General features: G+C 57.1%; 17 protein-coding genes. 13 read left to right on the top strand and 4 right to left on the bottom strand.

The features are described 5' to 3' along the window. Positions 1-32 precede the first annotated feature (32 nt). Positions 33-1,037 carry a Gfo/Idh/MocA family protein gene (locus N5W20_RS02790; protein WP_319807402.1) on the top strand — a complete coding sequence of 335 codons (1,005 nt, stop codon included), beginning with the start codon at positions 33-35 and terminating at the stop codon, positions 1,035-1,037. Here the strand turns inward: N5W20_RS02790 and N5W20_RS02795 are convergent. Beyond that, positions 1,034-2,845 carry an ABC-F family ATP-binding cassette domain-containing protein gene (locus tag N5W20_RS02795; protein ID WP_319807403.1) on the bottom strand — a complete coding sequence of 604 codons (1,812 nt, stop codon included), beginning with the start codon at positions 2,843-2,845 and terminating at the stop codon, positions 1,034-1,036. The genes N5W20_RS02790 and N5W20_RS02795 overlap by 4 nt on opposite strands. A 37-nt stretch (positions 2,846-2,882) precedes the next feature. Continuing rightward, entirely contained in the window at positions 2,883-3,635 is a 753-nt protein-coding gene (locus N5W20_RS02800) for a PhyR family response regulator anti-anti-sigma factor (RefSeq protein ID WP_319807404.1), read from the bottom strand. 201 nt (positions 3,636-3,836) lie between these two features. Between N5W20_RS02800 and N5W20_RS02805 the strand changes: the two genes are divergently transcribed. From N5W20_RS02805 to recQ, 8 genes are all read left to right on the top strand, one after another. Continuing rightward, complete coding sequence (locus N5W20_RS02805) at positions 3,837-4,289, top strand: sigma-70 family RNA polymerase sigma factor (protein WP_319807405.1); 453 nt, start codon at positions 3,837-3,839, stop codon at positions 4,287-4,289. Between the two features lie 102 nt (positions 4,290-4,391). After that, positions 4,392-4,970, top strand: a complete 579-nt coding sequence (locus N5W20_RS02810; protein ID WP_319807406.1) for a sigma-70 family RNA polymerase sigma factor — start codon at positions 4,392-4,394, stop codon at positions 4,968-4,970. Positions 4,971-5,170: 200 nt separating this feature from the next. After that, the gene (locus tag N5W20_RS02815) at positions 5,171-5,350 is read left to right on the top strand and encodes a NepR family anti-sigma factor (protein ID WP_319807407.1); all 180 of its coding nucleotides are present in this window, start codon (positions 5,171-5,173) and stop codon (positions 5,348-5,350) included. 60 nt (positions 5,351-5,410) lie between these two features. Next, a complete protein-coding gene (locus tag N5W20_RS02820) occupies positions 5,411-7,165 on the top strand; it encodes a sensor histidine kinase (protein ID WP_319807408.1) in 1,755 nt (584 codons plus the stop codon). Positions 7,166-7,259: 94 nt separating this feature from the next. After that, positions 7,260-8,939, top strand: a complete 1,680-nt coding sequence (locus N5W20_RS02825) for an ABC transporter ATP-binding protein/permease (RefSeq protein ID WP_319807409.1) — start codon at positions 7,260-7,262, stop codon at positions 8,937-8,939. After that, the gene (cydC, locus tag N5W20_RS02830; protein WP_319807410.1) at positions 8,936-10,627 is read left to right on the top strand and encodes a thiol reductant ABC exporter subunit CydC; all 1,692 of its coding nucleotides are present in this window, start codon (positions 8,936-8,938) and stop codon (positions 10,625-10,627) included. Before N5W20_RS02825 ends, cydC begins: the two co-directional genes overlap by 4 nt. Before the next feature lie 84 nt (positions 10,628-10,711). After that, positions 10,712-11,098 (top strand): OmpA family protein, encoded by a 387-nt coding sequence (locus N5W20_RS02835; RefSeq protein WP_319807411.1) that lies wholly within the window; start codon positions 10,712-10,714, stop codon positions 11,096-11,098. 56 nt (positions 11,099-11,154) lie between these two features. Next, positions 11,155-13,014, top strand: a complete 1,860-nt coding sequence (gene recQ / locus N5W20_RS02840; RefSeq protein ID WP_319807412.1) for a DNA helicase RecQ — start codon at positions 11,155-11,157, stop codon at positions 13,012-13,014. Between the two features lie 8 nt (positions 13,015-13,022). Here the strand turns inward: recQ and N5W20_RS02845 are convergent, their stop codons facing one another. Further along, positions 13,023-13,517: a copper chaperone PCu(A)C gene (locus N5W20_RS02845; RefSeq protein WP_319807413.1), complete on the bottom strand. Its 495-nt coding sequence runs from the start codon at positions 13,515-13,517 to the stop codon at positions 13,023-13,025. Between the two features lie 176 nt (positions 13,518-13,693). Between N5W20_RS02845 and nrdR the strand changes: the two genes are divergently transcribed. From nrdR to thiL, 3 genes are read left to right on the top strand one after another with little or no spacing between them, the layout of a single operon-like run. Next, complete coding sequence (nrdR, locus tag N5W20_RS02850) at positions 13,694-14,203, top strand: transcriptional regulator NrdR (protein WP_319807414.1); 510 nt, start codon at positions 13,694-13,696, stop codon at positions 14,201-14,203. Then, positions 14,204-14,707 carry a transcription antitermination factor NusB gene (gene nusB / locus N5W20_RS02855; RefSeq protein ID WP_319807415.1) on the top strand — a complete coding sequence of 168 codons (504 nt, stop codon included), beginning with the start codon at positions 14,204-14,206 and terminating at the stop codon, positions 14,705-14,707. Beyond that, entirely contained in the window at positions 14,704-15,678 is a 975-nt protein-coding gene (thiL, locus tag N5W20_RS02860) for a thiamine-phosphate kinase (protein ID WP_319807416.1), read from the top strand. Before nusB ends, thiL begins: the two co-directional genes overlap by 4 nt. On the opposite strand, the gene N5W20_RS02865 is transcribed toward thiL, so the two are convergent. Continuing rightward, positions 15,675-16,919: a hypothetical protein gene (locus tag N5W20_RS02865; protein WP_408869415.1), complete on the bottom strand. Its 1,245-nt coding sequence runs from the start codon at positions 16,917-16,919 to the stop codon at positions 15,675-15,677. The two genes, thiL and N5W20_RS02865, sit on opposite strands and share 4 nt — an antisense overlap. Before the next feature lie 95 nt (positions 16,920-17,014). On the opposite strand from N5W20_RS02865, the gene N5W20_RS02870 reads away from it, so the two are divergent. Further along, the gene (locus N5W20_RS02870) at positions 17,015-17,791 is read left to right on the top strand and encodes an SDR family NAD(P)-dependent oxidoreductase (protein WP_319807417.1); all 777 of its coding nucleotides are present in this window, start codon (positions 17,015-17,017) and stop codon (positions 17,789-17,791) included. The last annotated feature ends 95 nt before the right edge of the window (positions 17,792-17,886 follow it).

The following is a 17,886-nucleotide window of genomic DNA, read 5'->3' on the forward strand; positions in this document are numbered from 1 at the left end:
CCGCTTTCTGAATTGTTTTTTAGGGTGATGACATGACTTTCCGTTCCGGTGCATCAGCGATGCGGCCCCTGCGTGTAGGATTGATCGGGGCAGGGCATTTCGGGCGGTTTCACGCTCTGAAATCGCGCGCATCCAACCGGGAAACGCTTGAAATCCTTTATGACCCTGACCCGTCGCGTGCGCAGAGCGTCGCGCGTGAGGTCGGGTGCGACGTGGCTGAAGATATTCCGGCCCTGCTGGCGCGAGTTGAGGCCGTCATCATCGCGGCCCCGGCGGAGCACCATTACGCGCTGGCCGCCACATGTCTTGAAGCCCGGAAACATGTCTTGATCGAGAAACCCATCGCCGCAACGCGTGAAGAGGGGGAGAAGCTCGGTGCGCTCGCCGCGGCGCAAAATTGCGTGCTCCAGGTTGGCCACCTCCTTCGTTATTCAGCGGAGCATGAGGCGATTTCAACCCGTGTGACAAAGCCCATTTATATCGAGGCCACGCGCATCGCGCCTTTCAAGGATCGTGGCACAGATGTCTCGGTCATTCTCGATCTGATGATCCATGATCTTGACCTCGTCCTCTCCCTCGTGCGCAGCCCGATCCGCGATATTGATGCGTTGGGTGTCGCGGTGTCCAGCGCGCATGAGGACATTGCCAATGCGCGTGTCCGGTTTGAAAATGGGTGCGTGGCCACGATCACCGCCAGCCGTATTTCCCTGAAGACTGAGCGAAAAATGCGGATTTTCGGCGCAGAAGGTTATCTATCCGCTGACTTCATGAAGCGTGAGCTGACTTTTATCGGTCGGGAGCGGGGACTTCCCTTACCCGGCACTGGCGGTTTCCGACGGGAGGCCATTCTTTGGGCGGATCACGATAACATCGAAGCCGAACACGAGGCTTTTGTCGCGTCCTGCCAGGATGGCGCGCCGGTCCTCGTCAATGCGGAAGCGGGGATCCGCGCGCTTGACGCGGCGCTTCAGATCACCGCCTGTATCGAGGAATCGCGCGCCCGTGTGCTCGCCTCCGGATTGGGGCAACTCCCCTAAGCGTCAGGAGGCGCGGAGAGGGCGCTTTTTTTGAGTTCAAGCGTGAGCCATTGTTCTTCCGCGGCTTCAAGCGCCTCCTCGCTTTGCGCCAGTTTTTCGGTGAGGGTGCTGAAGCGTGCCGGGTCTTTCTGATAAAGATCAGGTTGCGCGAGTTCCGCCGTCATACGGGAAATCGCTCCCTCTAATTTGCTGATGCGTTCTGGCAGTTGATCCAGGGCCCGTTGATCATTGTAGCTTAGTTTCCGGCTCGGCAGGGAGGGCTTGTTGGAGGGGGCTTTGCGTTCGGTCGTCACATCTTCCCGCGATGTGGGGCTCTTCAGGGGTTGGGAAAGCGCCGCGATGTCGGCATAGCCGCCCGCATACTCCGTCCAGCGCCCTTCTCCCTCCGCGACCAGCGTCGACGTGACGATACGGTCAAGAAAGTCGCGATCATGGCTGACCAGCAGGACGGTGCCCGCGTAATTCTCCAGCCATTCGAGCAGAACTTCCAACGTATCAAGGTCGAGATCGTTGGTCGGCTCATCAAGTATGAGAAAATTTGTCGGGGTCAGAAGGGCTTTCGCGAGGGCCAAGCGGCCGCGTTCACCTCCGGAAAGGGCGCTGACCGGTGTCCGTGCCTGCTCAGGGCGGAAGAGAAAATCCTTCATGTAACCTATAACGTGGCGCGTCTGGCCGGCACATTGCACCATGTCGCCCTTGCCATCCGTCAGACTTTCGACCAGCGTGCGTGATGGGTCGAGTGTTTCACGTCTCTGGTCAATCACGATGGGCTGGATGGAAGGGCCCAACGCGACACGACCGTGATCCGGCGTCAGTTCACCTGTGATGAGCTTGAGCAGCGTTGTCTTGCCTGACCCGTTCGGCCCGATAATGCCAATACGGTCGCCGCGCAATATTTTGAGGTTGAGGTTCTGAACAAGGCAGCGATCACCGAAAGATTTGCCGAGTGCCTCAATATCGGCGGCGAGTTTCCCGCCAGCGAGGGTGGTCCGGGCTTCTAGGGACATCGCGCCGCGTCGGCGTGAGAGAAGTTCCGAACGTTCTTTTCTCAGCGCGCCGAGTTCCGCCACGCGGCGCATATTGCGTTTGCGACGGGCGGTGACGCCGTAACGCATCCAGTCTTCCTCACGCGCGATCTGCCGGTCGAGCTTATGGGCGCTGCGTTCCTCTTCTTCCAGAAAATCATCCCGCCAGCTTTCGAATTTTTCGAACCCCTCACTCAGGCGATGGGTCTGCCCCTGATGAATCCACAACACCCCACGCGACATATTTTTAAGAAATTGCCGGTCATGACTGATGAAAATGACGGCGGCATTGAGGCGACGAAGCGCCGTTTCCAGCCATAAAATTGTGGGGAGGTCCAGATGGTTTGTGGGCTCATCCAGCAAAAGGAGGTCAGGCTCCGCCGCGAAAGCGCGCGCGAGGGCGGCACGACGCATTTCACCGCCGGAGAGCGCGGCGGCGTTCTTATCCGGCGTGAGTCCGACTTCCGAGATCAGGCTGCGCGCGCGGAAATGGCGCGCCGGCGGCAGAGCGGCCACAACATAATCAAAGACGGTCTTCGCATCGCCCGGGGTCGGCTCCTGCGGGACATAGATGACCCGCGTGCCGGGTTGTAGAAATCTCTGCCCCCCATCCGGCAATATCTCCCCGGACGCTATTTTCAGGAGAGTCGATTTGCCGCAGCCATTGCGCCCGACGACGCAAATACGGTCGCGCTCATGGACGGACAAGGCGGCGTCCGAGAGGAGTGGGGGGCCACCAAGCGAGAGCGAAATATTCTGAAGTGTTAAAAGAGGCGCATCCATGCGTCATCCGTGGCGAAACGCATGGGTTTTGACAAGGTCAAATCGTCGATAACCCACCTGTAACGGCCTGATAAGTCGTGATGGCGAGCGTCATTGGCTCAAAAGGTTTGGTGATGACAAAAGGTGGCTCCTCCGACTCACCGGTCAGGAGGCGTTCAGGATAAGCAGTCACAAAAATTACGGGAATGTCCTGATTCTGGCCGATGCGGCGCACCGCGGACATACCATCCCCGCCAGCACCCAGATTGATATCGGCAAGGATCAGGCCCGGTTGCGTCTCCCGCGCGAGGCGGACAGCATCGGCCTCCGTATGGGCGACACCGACGCAGCGATGCCCGCTTTGTTCCACAATATTCTGGATGTCAAAAGCGATGATCGGCTCATCTTCAATAATCAGGACGCTGGTTTCCGCCATGGAACGCAGGCCCTTATGAGCTTCCATAACTTTATGCATCGCCGTGCGCTCATCCAGCCCGATAATCTCGGCAGCTTTGCTGATCGGGACTTCCTCCAAAGCTGTCAGGAGCAGAAGAAAACGTTGATCCAGCGACAGGCCCGGCACGTCATCCGGCGCGATTTTGACAATCTGGCGGAAGGTTTCCGCGACGATGCGGTAAAGCCGATGCCGGGCGCTGAGGGATGTCTCCTCATCAGGCAATATGGGAAAACGCTTTAACGCCTCCGTTACAAGCTTATCCCCGGATTGCTGTCCGCGGGTCAGGGCGCGTGCGAACCGCCGGGCAAACGGGAGTGCACGGTAAAGCTCCTGACGCGGCAAATCTGATACCATGGGTCGATCCTCATATAAACGCGGTTCGAACGGAACAAGAAACGAAGCTTACTCTCCATTTTTATGGTAAACCTCTTGACGAAACAACTATATTGTATCTGCCTTCAAGATTTCTATACCCATCGATGATGGCAGGCCGAGAAGGGTCGATGAAACGTGGATGGTGAACTGAGACGTGGATTGGCGGCAATTTTGCCTGCGATGCGTAGCTTCGCCAGGTTCCTGACGCATGATGTTTCATCAGCTGATGATCTTGTGCAGGAGACGGTCCTGCGCGTCCTCCGGGCGCATGACCAATATAAGGAAGGTACAAATTTAAAGGCATGGATCCTCAAAGTGCAGCGCAACCTCTTTTATGAGGGGCTGCGCAGCTCAAAGCGAGAGCAGGAAGTCATGGCGGATTTTGAGGATCGCGCCCGGACTGACCCGCATGGCGCACCGCGATATCAGGACCAGGTCATGGATTTGAGTGTTCTGATCTGGCGACTTCCCGTCGTGATGCGTGAGGCCCTTATCTTAGTGGGGGCGCAGGGTTTCAGTTATGAGGAGGCCGCGCAAATCTGTGATTGCTCGGTCGGGACGATGAAAGCCCGCGTCTCCCGCGCGCGGGACAGGCTGGCCGAAATGCGGGAAGGGGATGTCGCGCGAATTTGACGAAAAAAATCCACTTTTTTTGTGAACCTTTCGCGCTACTGCAACCTTTTTTAATTCCCATCCATTTATGCCGGTAGAGGACAACCGGGAAAGGGTGGTTTTATGTCCAGCTTCCACGACCAAGTGATAAAAATTCTGCCAAAACTTCGTGTTCAGGCACTTTCTCTGACGCGTAACCGTTCGGCCGCGGAGGATCTTGTGCAGGATGCGGTGTGCAATGCTTTGGCCGCGCAGGACAGTTTTATCCCCGGAACCAATTTTTCCGCCTGGATGCATCGTATTCTCAGAAACCGCTTCATTTCCGACCTGCGGAAGAAGCGTGACACGACCGATATTGATGATGTGCCTGCATCGTCTTTCGCGACCAATGCGACACATGACGATAATCTTGCCCTCAAAGACCTGTCCCTTGCCCTGTCCCGCCTGCCGGCGGATCAACGTGAGGCGCTGGTAATGGTGGTGGTGCAGGGCCTTAGTTATGAGGCACTGGCCGAGGCGACCGGGTGCGCAGTTGGGACAGCAAAGAGCCGCGTATTTCGGGCGCGTCGCCAACTTGAAGCATGGCTTACAGGTGAATTACCTTCTAACGACAAGTTACGCCTGAAGGTAAGTGCTTTAAAAGCGGCTATTGATGAGCGCCGACGTCACGGCAAAGCTTACGACGACTTGTTTAATAATTGAAAACGAACGGCGACTCCGTGGAGTCGCCACGCTTCAAGAAGAATTATAAATTGAGAAAGCATCTGTAAACCTATGAAATTAAATAATCTGTCGGCGATAATGTCGAACGGTTCGACCGCGCGTCGTTGCAACTCGACGGCGGTCGTGCTGTTTATTAATGAAATTCTTGTCGGTCAGGATCTTATTTTCGAGGTGATGTTATGGGCGCGGGGAAGGAGATCAAACCGCAAACTGCCCGCCCAAATGACGACGCGGAGCCGGAAAACGCGTTCGATCTTTGGCTCAAGCGAGGTCTGCATGCTTTGTATGACGATATTGCGAATGAGCCTATCCCCGAGGAGCTTCTTCGCCTCATTCAGGACGATCGCGAGAAATCCTGAAACCGCAGGGATCAGAATTTGGCAGGCAGACGGTTTTAAATTGCATGAGGGAGGCCCAGATTGCGCCATTTGAGACTCAATTGTCTCTCCTCGGCCGGCGCCCGGGTCATCACATTCATCGTCCTCGCGACGCTGCCGCTTGCAGCCGTCTCAGCAGTGCTGGCCTGGCACGCTTACCGCACCTCCGTCAATGGCGGCTTTGACCGCAGCCAGGCTGATCTTTTTTTCGCCCGCTCCCTGATTGTTGATCAGGTCTATCGTGTCCGTCTCGGGCTTGAGGCGCTTTCCTCCCGCATTGTTACAAATGGTACGGTCCAATTACCTGACGTGCACATGCAGATGCCTTTAGGCACGATGTGCCGCCTCATGTTGCTGGATGAGACGGAGAAGATCATCTATCGCTTCCCGACACCTGATGAGTCGTCGCCGGATTGCGCGCCGGGGCAGCGTGCCTTCTCAAGCCATAGCTGGCTGAAAACGCCAGGAGGGGAGGATCCCGCCATCTCACCATTTGTTGGCGTGGCGGATCAGAAAGTTTATGTCAAAGTCACGCTCAGGACGCCTTATCCGCGCCCGAATAAAAGCTTCGGGCGTGGTTTTCTCGTCGGGATCAAATATTTTCCGATTGCGGAGGCGCTGAATTACAGCCACGCCATACGCGGTGTGACAGCGCCCAGCTTCGGTGACCTCTGGCTTTACTCGTCCCCCACCTCCACGCCGCTTCCCCTTGTCACGGGAGGGCACGCCCAGACAGCATGGACATCTTACGCCCTGGCACGCATCGCCCGGGATGCGCGGAAGAAGCTGGAGCTGGATCATTTTCAGGATGCGCATATATCCTATTCTTACGTACCTGTTTTTGAGGGACGGAGCCTGGTTGCAACGCGGCATCAGCAACCGAAGGAGGCCCATGCGCTTGACCTCTTCCTCGCCCGGGTCGCCTTTATTGCGCTGATGCTGATTATTGAGCTCGCGCTCGTCGCGATCGCTGCCCATTTTTACCTCGTCTCACCGCTTCAGAGACTGGCGCAATCCGTCAATGTCTGGCGTCGGACAGGGCATTTCAACCCGAGTTTCCCGAGATCCATCCCGTCAGAAGTGGCCTTCATGCTGCGGGCCTTCCGCCGTGCCACGCGCGATTTGGACCGCCATGAGGCGGAGCTGAAACGTGCCATGCGGGAACAGGATGTGCTGATCAAAGAAATCCATCATCGCGTCAAAAACAATCTGCAGATTGTGGCCTCGCTGCTGAACCTGCAGGCCAAGCGGATCAGCCAGCCAGAAGCACGACGTGAATTTCAGGAGATCCGGGAGCGCGTCCGCGCCCTGGCGACCCTGCACCGTCATCTTTACCCCGATGGCGGGGCGGCCATCCTGCAATTGGAAAATTTCCTAGGTGAACTGGCGCGACAACTTTACGCTGTCTATGCGCCCAATTTGCTGGGGCGGGTAGAGCTTGACCTCAAGCTTGATTCCGTCACGGTCACGGCGGATCAGGCTGTTCCTGTGGCACTGATCGTCACCGAAGTCATGACGAACGCCTTCGCCCATGCCTTCCCGGGGGAACGATCCGGCGCCGTCAAACTTTCCCTCACGCGGGATCAGGAGGTCTGCACCCTGACAATTCAGGATGACGGCATTGGCTTCGACCCGCAAAATGTTGAAAAGGAGGGCGGGCGCGAGAAGCTGGGTCTCAAACTGATCGCAGGCTTCACCAAACAGCTCGGCGGTGAAATGACACTTTCCACAATGGATGGGACGAATTTTGTCCTGACCTTTATCGTCAAGCCTGTGCGTCGGATGACGTTGTCATAAGCAGCCGCGCCAGAAGCTTGAAAAACGGTAAAATTTTCTCCTCCCCCTTAAAAATGACTATTTTTGACATGATCAGACGCTTATATGGCGGCATATGAATCGGGACGACAAAAATCAGGCGAAGTTATGGCTTCGGCAGCAGCAACGTCGTGTACGGGCGCAAATTCTGCCCCTCATTGTCATGACGTGTGTCGATAGCATGATCGGCGTCGTGATGGCGGCGCTGATCGCCTGGGTGATCACGGCGGCAATCGGTGGGGTTGATGTCCATGTCACATCCTGCATCCTCGCATTCGCGGCGCTGGCGGTGGCGCGCGCGCTCCTTTCATATTCCCGAGAGATTGCCGCACATCGCTGCGGTGCTCGCGCACGCCAGAATTTGCGGCAATATGTGATGCGCGCCATTTCCTCCGAAGGGCCACAATTGCTTCGCCGCCGCCATAGTGCGGAAATCTCGGCGATGGTTGTTGACCATATTGAAGCGATGGACGGTTATTTTGCGCGTTATCTGCCGATCAAGGCGTCATGGCGCATCACCCCCATAATTGTTCTGGGCGCGGTGGCTTATGTCAAACCCGCCGCCGCTCTTATCCTGCTTGTTTCCGCCTTCATTGCCGTTATCGCGCAGGCCGTCTTCGGCATCTGGACGGGGGTTGAGGCCAGGAAGCAATTTATCGCCATGCTGCGATTGCAAACGCGTTTTCTGGACAGGACGCGGGGTATTGCAACATTGGTGCTTGCCGGTGCGGTGCCGCATGAAGCGGCGCAATTGCAGATTTCAGGCAATGCGCTCCGCCAACGGACGATGCGCGTCCTGCGCACGGCCTTCCTTTCCTCAACAGCGACGGACCTCGCTTCTGTCATTGCGCTGGTCAGTGTGGTGGTGATCCATAGTGGGCAGATCCACCACATGCTTGCCCGGCCCGGTCATTATTCCTACGATATTTTTTCTGTCTTTTTCACCATCATCTGCGTGCCGGAATTTTATAGTTCGTTCCGCGCCAAGGGACTGGCTTATCAGGATGTCGCCCAGGCGGAGGCCGCCGCAGCCGAACTCGCCAGGCTGCCCTCTCTTGAAACGCCGCCTGATGCTCTTACCGTCGAGACCCCGCAAACTGTGACGCTGGGCTTTCATGATGTTTCCTATCGCTGGCGAAGTGACCGGCCACGCATCATCGACTCCCTTAATTTTGATGTTGCGCCCGGCGAAATTCTGGTGACGGACGGGCCTTCCGGGGCTGGTAAATCGACCATTATGGAGCTGATCCTTGGCTTTATCGTGCCGGAAGCAGGCAGGATCACTTTCAACGGGGTGGATGCTACGGAGATTTCCGCGGAGGCGCGGGCACGCATGATAGGCTGGATCGACCAGAAGCCCGTCATTTTCGCGGGCACGTTGCGGGACAGCATCCTCTTTGCGAAACAGGATGCGACAGAGGAGGCGCTTCTTCAATCTGTTAAAAGGGCGGCCCTGGAGCCTGTCATCCGGCAATTACCCCATGGGCTCGATACAATGATGGGGGAGGGCGGTTATGGTCTTTCAGGCGGGCAGGCGCAGCGCGTCGCCATCGCCCGGGCCTTCCTCAAAAATGCCCCGATACTTCTTTTGGACGAGCCGACAGCTCATCTCGACCCGGAGAGTGAGCAGGACATTATCGACGCCATCGCGGCCCTCGCGGTTGGGCGGACGGTGATCCTCGCCAGCCATGCAGAGAAGGTGCGCGCCTTGGCGACACAGAAACTGACGCTCGGGCGCGGGCGGGCATCATCATGACGCAGGAACACGTGACGGATCTGGAAAAACCAGCCGGAAAGGCGTTAAGTGTTTTCAAACCGATCCTGCATGTCTGGCAGCCTTATAAATGGCGCCTCACTTTCGGCGTCATATTGGCGATCCTCTCCGCCCTTATCGGCCTGACCCTGATGGGAAGTGCCGCTGCCCGTGTCGGCGTCGTCGGTGCGACGGCGCTTGTAAGTCTCCTGACCCTCCGCCTGCTGGGCGCGGGACGTGTCATTTTACGTTATTTTGAGCGCCTTTGCGCGCATGACGCCATGTTCAGGGCGTTAACCGCGACGCGTGTCTGGTTTTTCCGCCATCTCGCACGGGTTTCTGACCATGGGATGGGCTTTATGCGCAGCGGGGATATGCTCTCCCGGCTGGTTCATGATGTTGATGCGTTGGACGCGATCTATCTGCGGCTGATCACGCCTTTCTGCGCGGCGATCGTGACAATCCTCGCCATTATCTTTTTCGCCGGGGCACTGAGTTTCACCCTCGCTGTGACATTGGGGGTCATTGCCCTGGGCATGGTGACTGGCCTGCCCGTTTTATCCGCTTCATGGACGTCGCGTTCCGGTGGGGATGTGTTGCGGGCACAGGGGCAATTACGGTCCTCCGGCCTGGATTTCGCGGTCGGGCTGCGGGAGGCCCGGATCTATGGTGCGCAATCCTTGCTGGAAGGGCGCGTGCATCAGGATGCATCGCATCTGATCAAAGCTGAAGCCACGCAGGCCCGACGTCAGGCCGCATCCGGAATGGTCTCCTACCTTCTGGGTCAGGCCATGCTTGCACTCTGCCTTATCGGGGTCGGGTCTTGTATGGCCCATGGCAGCAGAATGACGGGCTTTGTCGCCCTGATTTTTATACTCGTTGCCGGATTGGAGCTGCTTCAGGGTTTCGCCCGCACAGGTGTTCTGCTCGGAAAATTGCGTCACGCGGCCGCGCGGGTAACGGTTTTTGTGACGCAGAAGCAAGCGCAACTACATGGCCGGAAGGAGTTTGACCCCGATTTCGCCCAGATCCGTTTCGACCATGTCGACTTTACCTGGCAGGCGGACAGACCGCCGGTTCTGCGAGATTGCGATTTCGTGATAATAAGAGGCCAACGCATTGCCATCATCGGCCCCTCAGGCGTCGGTAAATCGAGTCTCGTCTCCCTGCTTCTGAAAGTCGTCTCGCCAACACGTGGGCGCCTGATGATCGATGATCATGGCTATGAGGAATTTGACACAAAATCGCTGCGTCGCCACGTGGCCTGGCTGTCTCAGACGACTCACATCTTTGCGGACACGATCAGAAATAATCTCTGCCTTGATGGTTTCGCCCATTCGGACGAAACGCTCTGGCGCGCCCTGACGCAAGCGGGCCTGACGGATACCGTCAAAGCGCTGCCAGAGGGACTCGATCATTGGGTGGGTGAAGGCGGACGCACTTTATCCGGGGGTGAGGGGCGGCGCCTCGCTTTAGCGCGCATTCTCCTCTCCGACGCGTCGATCATCGTGCTGGATGAACCAACAGCGGGTCTTGACGCTGAAACAGAGCAACAGTTCTTCCGCACGATGAATCACGTTATGGCGGGGCGGACACTCATCATGGTGCTTCATCGCCTGACGGGTGTCGAAAAGCTTGATTCGGCGTGGAAACTGAGTGATGGTCAATTATCGGCGATTTCGACCTTCTGAGGATCATTGAGGGCGAAGTTGGTGATTCCATCCGCTTTATCGCAGGCGGTGAGTCGCATCGCCCCAAGCAAAGGAAGACAATAAATGCGCGCTTATCTTCGCCAAATGCCGTTTGTTGCTGTTCTCGGCCTCGCTGCATGTCAAAGCGGGTCGGATCGCGACCGTTATCCGGTATTTTTTGCGCCGAGATCGGTAAAACTGTCGAGCACGGCCGACGCCGTTATCGCGCGCGCCGCAAGTGATGCCATCAAGGAGCATGCGCGCAAAGTCGCCGTTATTGGCCATGCTGAAGCTGGACGCAATTTGTCAGCGGATGAGCTTCTGGCGATGAAGCGCGCCGCAAATGTCGCGGAAGCCCTTGCACGCCAGGGTGTTGATGGGCGCATCATTCAGCAGAAATCCCGCGCCCCGCGCAATGCGAAGGACGCCGTTGTCGCGTCACGGACCGTCACCATCGAGATTGACCCCTGAAGAAGGCCGCATCGTGCGCGTTAAGCGTCGACGCCATGTAAGGCTGGGCCCCGTCCATGGATGTTGAAAAACGCCATGACCCACGTGGCGTGCTTGAGACCGTTTTTGGTTATAGCAGTTTCCGAGGTTTACAGGAGGAGGTTGTCTTTGCCGCCATGCAGGGGCAGGATCTCCTCGTCGTCATGCCGACAGGCAGTGGCAAAAGCCTGTGCTATCAATTGCCAATATTATGCCGCGAGGGGATGGGACTTGTTATATCCCCGCTGATCGCGTTGATGAATGATCAGGTGGCGGCGATGCGGCAACTCGGCATTGAGGCGGCGGCGCTGCATTCCGAGCTGGAGGCGGATGAGCTGGGCACATTGCGGGACCAGCTGCGGCGCGACGAAATCAAAATCCTTTATATTTCGCCGGAGCGGCTATTGGCGTCAGGCGTCGCGTCATGGCTCGGCAGACGTCAGATTTCCCTCATCGCGATTGATGAGGCTCATTGCGTTTCCGTTTGGGGACATGATTTCCGGCCGGATTACCGGGAGCTTGCGCGCCTCCCGGGCTATTTCCCCGGAGTACCCCGCCTTGCCCTGACCGCGACGGCGGATCCGAATTCCCAGAAAGACATTCTCGCATCTCTCGACATGCGTGATGCGCGTGAGTTTGTTTCGAGCTTTCATCGCCCCAATCTTCACCTCGCGGCGCGTCCCAAAAACGCTGAGATCGCTGACCTGCTTGCCATCCTTAAAGCCCATGAGAAACATGCAAGCATCGTCTATTGTGGCACGCGCAATAAGACGGAGGTGATTGCCGAAAAGCTTCAAAAACAAGGTTTTGTCGCGCTACCTTTCCATGCAGGATTATCTTCTCAGGAGAAGCGCGCCGTCCTGACGCGCTTTAGAAGCGGGGAGCCGCTGGTCGTGGTCGCCACAATTGCCTTCGGCATGGGCATCGACCGGCCCGATGTGCGCTGCGTGGTGCATCTCGATATGCCAGCCTCACCGGAGGCGTATTATCAGCAGATCGGGCGCGCCGGGCGTGATGGGGAGCGCTCTCAGACCTACCTGCTTTACGGCATGGAAGACATCGCCCGCGCGCGATACTGGCTCGACCAGTCCGCTGCGCCGGAGGAAGCCCGCGCAATCGCGCGCAACCGCCTCGATGCGATGATCGCCTTTGCCGAGACAACAAAATGCCGCACCCAGCAATTACTTGCCTGTTTCGGCGAGGATTTCGAGGGGAAATGTGGGCATTGCGATAATTGTCAGCGGCCGCTCAACCTTTTCGATGCGTCCATACCCGTGCAGAAAGCGCTTTCCGCAATCTACCGCATGGGACAGCGCTTCGGCGCGACGCAGGTCGTGTCCGTTTTGCGTGGGCGCCTCACCACCGCCGTTGCGGCCCATGCGCATCAGCATCTGACAGTGTTCGGCACGGGTAAGGACGAGACTGAGAAATGGTGGCGCAGCCTTCTGCGCCAGCTTGTCGCGCATAATATCATCATGCTGGATGGTGAGCATAAGGTCCTGAAACTCAACGGCCAGGAGGTGCGGCCCATATTGCGTGGTGAGCGTGCCGTCATGCTGAAGGATGAGCGGGACCTTCATAAAGCTGCCAGCCGCGCCGCCATGTCCGAACGCGTATTGTCAGAGCTGACGGTCGCGGAAGAAGACGCGCCGATATTTGAGGCGCTGCGCAATTTCCGCAAGGAGGAGGCGCGGCGTCAGAACATCCCGCCTTACCTGGTATTTCATGACGCTGTCATCGCGGCGCTTTGCGCGGAGAAGCCGCCTGATATGTCAGCGCTCGAACACATCAGAGGGTTGGGGAATAATAAAATCGCGCGCTATGGCCAGCAGATCCTGGATATTCTGCGTGCGCACGGACGCGCCCTTCCACGAGAGCTGGAAGCTGAGGCTGGCTAGGCGTCGGCTCAGAACTCCTTATCATTCATGTTCAGCACGACACGTTTCTTACCGCCTGTCAGAAAGTGGAAATCCAGCGTGACCTGCTGTGGCGCGCCCTTCTCAGGCTGAAAACCGCGGCAGACAAGGTGATACCCCCCGCGGGGGAAGACGAGGGTCATTTTACGTGGGATTGTAAAATGGGTGAACATCTCTGCTGCCTGCTCCGTGTCATCCTGGTCGAAATTGACTCCGAAAATAGATGGGCAGGAATCGGAGCGTATCCCGGTGATAAGAAACGCATCCTTCCCCTCATTTGTGATTTCCATATAGATATTGATGACTTCCGGATTATGGCGCGATAGACGCAGCCATCCGCGAATATTCAGGTCGCGCGCCGCGTTGAGATCGCCGGACCCGGCATTTTCAATCCCCTCATCCATATTATCCGCATAACAGGGAAAAGAAATCATCAGGAACGCACAGAAAAGCGTCCTGACAACGTTATAAGACCATGTGCGCATCGTGATGACTTGAGCCTTTTCAAAAATAAACCGACGGTCGAAGCGAAAAAAAATGCCTGACAGGGCCCGCCTGAACAAAATCATAAGGTCAAAACGGTGCGGACAGTTTAAAACGCGTGCAAAACCTGCTGCATGACCGCATAATATTACCCCCATCACAGGCACGAGGACCGGCAATGCGCTGCCCATTCTGCGGTCACATGGACACCCAGGTTAAAGATAGTCGGCCTGCGGATGATGGTGCCTCCATCAGGCGGCGGCGTATCTGTCCGTCCTGCACCAATCGCTTCACCACGGTTGAACGTTTCCAATTGCGGGAACTGGTCGTTGTTAAAAACGACAAACGCCGTGTTCCGTTTGATCGTGACAAGCTCAGTAAATCCGTCCGTGTCGCCCTGCGCAAGCGTCCCGTGGATGAGGAGCAGCAGGAGCGCCTAGTGAATAAGGTTGTGCGTCAGCTTGAAGCGATGGGGGAGGGTGAGGTCTCCTCCTCCCAGATCGGTGAGGCGGCGATGAACGCTCTCAAGACTGTCGATGAGGTGGCGTTTGTCCGGTTCGCGAGTGTCTATCTCGATTTCCGGGAGTTGGAGGCGTTTTCAAAACTGTTGACGGTCATGCAGCAAAAGACGTTTAAGGAGCCCGAACTTATGGATTCCGAAACAGATCGACCGAAGGATCAGGATTAAATGACTGGCGCGTCCGCCCCAGAACCAACAAGATCACGTACTGTCGCCCGCGTGGCCGCCATTCAGGCGCTTTATCAATGTGAGCAAAATGGTGAGCGCGCCGAACTTGTCATCACGCAATTCACCGATCATCGCCTCTCAATGAATGAAACGGGCTCATTTGAGGAAGGTCAGGCCCCGATGGCTGATCGCGCCTTATTTGAGAGCATTGTGCGCGGCGTCGTCAAAGAAGATGCGCGATTTGACGCGTTGATCACCGGCGCTTTGCCGCCTACCTGGCCGCTCTCACGTCTTGACCCGGTCTTGCGCTGCTTGATGCGTGCCGGCACGTATGAGATCTGCACCGGGGTGCCGATACGGATCGTCATCAACGAATATCTCGACGTGGCGCATGGGTTTTTCTCGGGGGATGAGTCAAAACTCGTGCATGGCGTGCTGGACGCGATCGGCCGCACCCAGGGGCATGACTCTCAGGAGACGGAGGGCGCACCCCTGGCATCATGATGACCGAGGAGGACGATCATCCAGGCGGTGAGTTTGACCTCATCGCGCGATATTTCACGCCTCTGGCCGGGTCAGGGGCCTTCCAGCTCGCGGATGATGCGGCTTGCCTCAACGCGGTGTCTGACGGGAAAAGACAGGTCATTTCAACGGATACAATTGTTGAAAATGTTCATTTCCTGCCCGATGATCCGCCGGACCTCATTGCGCGCAAGGCGTTGCGAGTCAATATCTCCGATTCTGCGGCGATGGGCGCGCGCCCTGTCTCATATCTGCTCAATCTGACCCTGCCGCCTCAGCGCGGAAAAAATTTTCTTGCAGGGTTTTCCGAGGGGCTCGCAGCGGATCAGAAGGTTTACGATCTTGCCCTGATCGGCGGCGATACCACGCGGACAGATGGTCCACTCGTCATTTCCGTGACGATGATCGGGGAAGTGCCTGAAGCCCACCTCCTGAAGCGAGGTGGCGCGCGCCCGGGCGATGCCATCTGGGTGACGGGTTCAATCGGAAATGCATGGCTGGGCCTTCAGGCTTTAACCGGCAAAATTGACCAGCTTGATGATGGTTTTGCAGCGCGTTATCGCTGCCCTGAACCCCGCCCGCATGTGATCCCTCCCGGCGTGGCGACTTCCTGCCTCGATATTTCAGACGGCCTCATTCAGGATGCCGGCCATATCGCTATGCAAAGCCAGGTCGTCATGGCGCTCAACGCGGCAGATATTCCCCTTCCTGAGAAGCTCCCTCCCGCATTACAGCAGAAATATTTTGAGGCGCTTGTGACGGGCGGGGATGATTATGAACTGCTTTTCACCGCCCCCGAAACCGCCACCGCCACGATATTTGAGGCATCACAGCGCGCCGCTGTGCGGATCACGCGCATCGGGACCGTCAAACCCGGCCCCGCCGCGACGCAATTGCTTGACGAGACGGGCGCGCCATACCAATTGACCCGCCGCGGCTGGCAGCATTTCTAATTTTTCGGCGGTCCCGCGAGGCTTTCCGAGTAGATGCGGTGGATTTTGTTGGGTTGCGCGACGAAACGCTCCACCAAATTCAGCATGGGCGTGTTTGTCTCTAAAATCCAGCCGAGTTCGACATATCGGTAAGGCAGACGGTTGCGGCGGGACAATAACTCTGAAATCGCCAATGGGGGCAGAAGGGCACCGAGCATCGTGCCGCGCACGAGATGCGATACGCCCAGAAGGATGACACGCGCCGATTCGCAGCGATGGGTCATGATTCGCCCTGCAAGCTTTATCCAGCCAAGGGGGGAGGGATGGGGGCCTATATCACGGGCGAGGTCAAAAATATTGGGCACGACGAGCGCCATGGCCACCGGTGCGCCATTCTGATCGATCTGAACGTAATGTTCAGGGCAGAGAACGGGGCGTAAAGCCTTGATCATGGTGCGCATCTCGTGCGCCTGCATGGGCACAAAATTATATGTGCCCGCCCAGGCATCATTATAAAGCGCCCGTAAAACCTCCCCCTGCGCGGCGATCTGCCTTTTCGAGAGGCGGGAGATCGAGATATCCTCATACCGACCCGTCCCCGGCGCAAAACCCTGCGGAAACAGGGAAGAGAAATCGTAATCCTGCTTCAGGTCGAGGCGGAATGTCAGGAGGTCCATTTCCTTCTTCAGCCCGGTCTGCTCCATCATGCGATGCAGGTGAAGCGGGTGCCATGGCGTGGCGATCATGGGGGCTTCATCCTGCCCGGTAATCATCACCCCCGAATCTCCATGGCAGTTGAGCGTGACGGGGCCGCGCATCTGCACCATGCCGTTTTCCCGAAGCCAGGCGCGGGCCGCGTCAAGCAGGGCGCGGATCACGCTTTCATCCGCTTCAGCATCCAACGCCCCGAAGAGGCCGATCCGCTCCTCCCAATGGGCTGTCGCGACGTAATCAACGATGGCGGCAATGCGCCCCACAGGCCGCGCACCCCGCCAGGCGAGAAAATATTGCACGGAGGCATGGCGGAAGATCGGGGCCTTGCCCGGGTCGAGGAGGTCCCTCTGCTCAATATCCAACGGTGGGGTATAAGATGCCATCCCCTGGTAAAGCAGGCGGGGCAGCTTTATGAACAACGCGCGATCCTTGCGGGTTGTGACTGACCGGATCGTCACGGCCTGCGTCCTGTCGCTTGAAATTCCCGCAGGATGATTGGCGGGATGCGCTGCACGCTGGGCAACCGGCGTTACCGATTTTTCAAACAAAGTTTCTCCCTTTTCAGCAAGCTGGTGTAAACCGGTCCGCGTTTTTAACTTCAAGAGCCTGTTCAATGTCACGTTCATCCGAAATGTCAAAGTGTTTGCAGTTATATGACCACGTCTTAATAACTGGTGCATCGGGCGGCATTGGCGCGGCGCTTGCGCAACATTATGCGGCACAGGCGCGACGTATTTCCTTGTGGGGGCGTGACCTCCAGCGTCTCGAATCTTTAGCAAAAATTTGCGCGGCGGCGGGTGCCGAAACCGATATCGTCGTCCTTGACCTCAGCAATATGCAGGAATCTCTCGATGCTTTTAAGAGAGCTGAGGCACAGGCGCCGATTGATCTCCTTTTTCTCAATGCGGGGGTTTCGGATATGCGTCAGCCAGGGCGGGTTGTCGAGACGCCTAACATTCTTCTTGAGACGGCGTTGGTCAATTACGCGGTGCCGACAGGGCTCGCGAGTGTCGCGGCCGAGCTTATGGTCAAACGCCGTCGCGGCCATATCGTCTTCACCGGCTCTGTCGCGGCATGGCATGATCTGCCTTTCTCGGCCGCTTACTGTGCTTCAAAAGCCGGGATAGAGCGATTTGCCGGGGCTTTGCGGGCGGCATTGACCCCCTATAACGTAAATGTGACTTTGGTTTCTTTCGGGTTTATTGACACTCGGATGAGCCGCCGCATTAACGGGTTTAAACCTTTCCTCGCCAAGCCGGAGAAGGCTGTTTCCGTGATCAGTAAAGCGTTAAAACAACGACGCGGACATGTTACTTTTCCCAGGATCTTCAATCTGTTACGCATGATTGAAGCTGTTACGCCACGAAATCTTGCCCATATGTTGTTGCGTTCGATTCGGGTATCACAGGGCCCGCGTTAAAGGGTAAACAGACAAATTTGAACATTCAGCCTGGCATGACCCCGCGCCTCATTATGCGCCGTCAGGGGCTGAAGACAGGAAAAGATAAAGGCAGT

Origin of the sequence: Candidatus Kirkpatrickella diaphorinae, from assembly GCF_025736875.1 — a bacterium.
GTDB lineage: Bacteria > Pseudomonadota > Alphaproteobacteria > Acetobacterales > Acetobacteraceae > Sorlinia > Sorlinia diaphorinae.

What these genes read in the sequence shown, in the direction of transcription:
- N5W20_RS02790 (WP_319807402.1), top strand. Translation starts at nt 33, where the DNA reads ATGACTTTCCGTTCCGGTGCATCAGCGATGCGGCCCCTGCGTGTAGGA.
- N5W20_RS02795 (WP_319807403.1), bottom strand. Translation starts at nt 2,845, where the DNA reads ATGGATGCGCCTCTTTTAACACTTCAGAATATTTCGCTCTCGCTTGGT.
- N5W20_RS02800 (WP_319807404.1), bottom strand. Translation starts at nt 3,635, where the DNA reads ATGGTATCAGATTTGCCGCGTCAGGAGCTTTACCGTGCACTCCCGTTT.
- N5W20_RS02805 (WP_319807405.1), top strand. Translation starts at nt 3,837, where the DNA reads ATGCGTAGCTTCGCCAGGTTCCTGACGCATGATGTTTCATCAGCTGAT.
- N5W20_RS02810 (WP_319807406.1), top strand. Translation starts at nt 4,392, where the DNA reads ATGTCCAGCTTCCACGACCAAGTGATAAAAATTCTGCCAAAACTTCGT.
- N5W20_RS02815 (WP_319807407.1), top strand. Translation starts at nt 5,171, where the DNA reads ATGGGCGCGGGGAAGGAGATCAAACCGCAAACTGCCCGCCCAAATGAC.
- N5W20_RS02825 (WP_319807409.1), top strand. Translation starts at nt 7,260, where the DNA reads ATGAATCGGGACGACAAAAATCAGGCGAAGTTATGGCTTCGGCAGCAG.
- cydC (WP_319807410.1), top strand. Translation starts at nt 8,936, where the DNA reads ATGACGCAGGAACACGTGACGGATCTGGAAAAACCAGCCGGAAAGGCG.
- N5W20_RS02835 (WP_319807411.1), top strand. Translation starts at nt 10,712, where the DNA reads ATGCGCGCTTATCTTCGCCAAATGCCGTTTGTTGCTGTTCTCGGCCTC.
- recQ (WP_319807412.1), top strand. Translation starts at nt 11,155, where the DNA reads ATGGATGTTGAAAAACGCCATGACCCACGTGGCGTGCTTGAGACCGTT.
- N5W20_RS02845 (WP_319807413.1), bottom strand. Translation starts at nt 13,517, where the DNA reads ATGCGCACATGGTCTTATAACGTTGTCAGGACGCTTTTCTGTGCGTTC.
- nrdR (WP_319807414.1), top strand. Translation starts at nt 13,694, where the DNA reads ATGCGCTGCCCATTCTGCGGTCACATGGACACCCAGGTTAAAGATAGT.
- nusB (WP_319807415.1), top strand. Translation starts at nt 14,204, where the DNA reads ATGACTGGCGCGTCCGCCCCAGAACCAACAAGATCACGTACTGTCGCC.
- thiL (WP_319807416.1), top strand. Translation starts at nt 14,704, where the DNA reads ATGATGACCGAGGAGGACGATCATCCAGGCGGTGAGTTTGACCTCATC.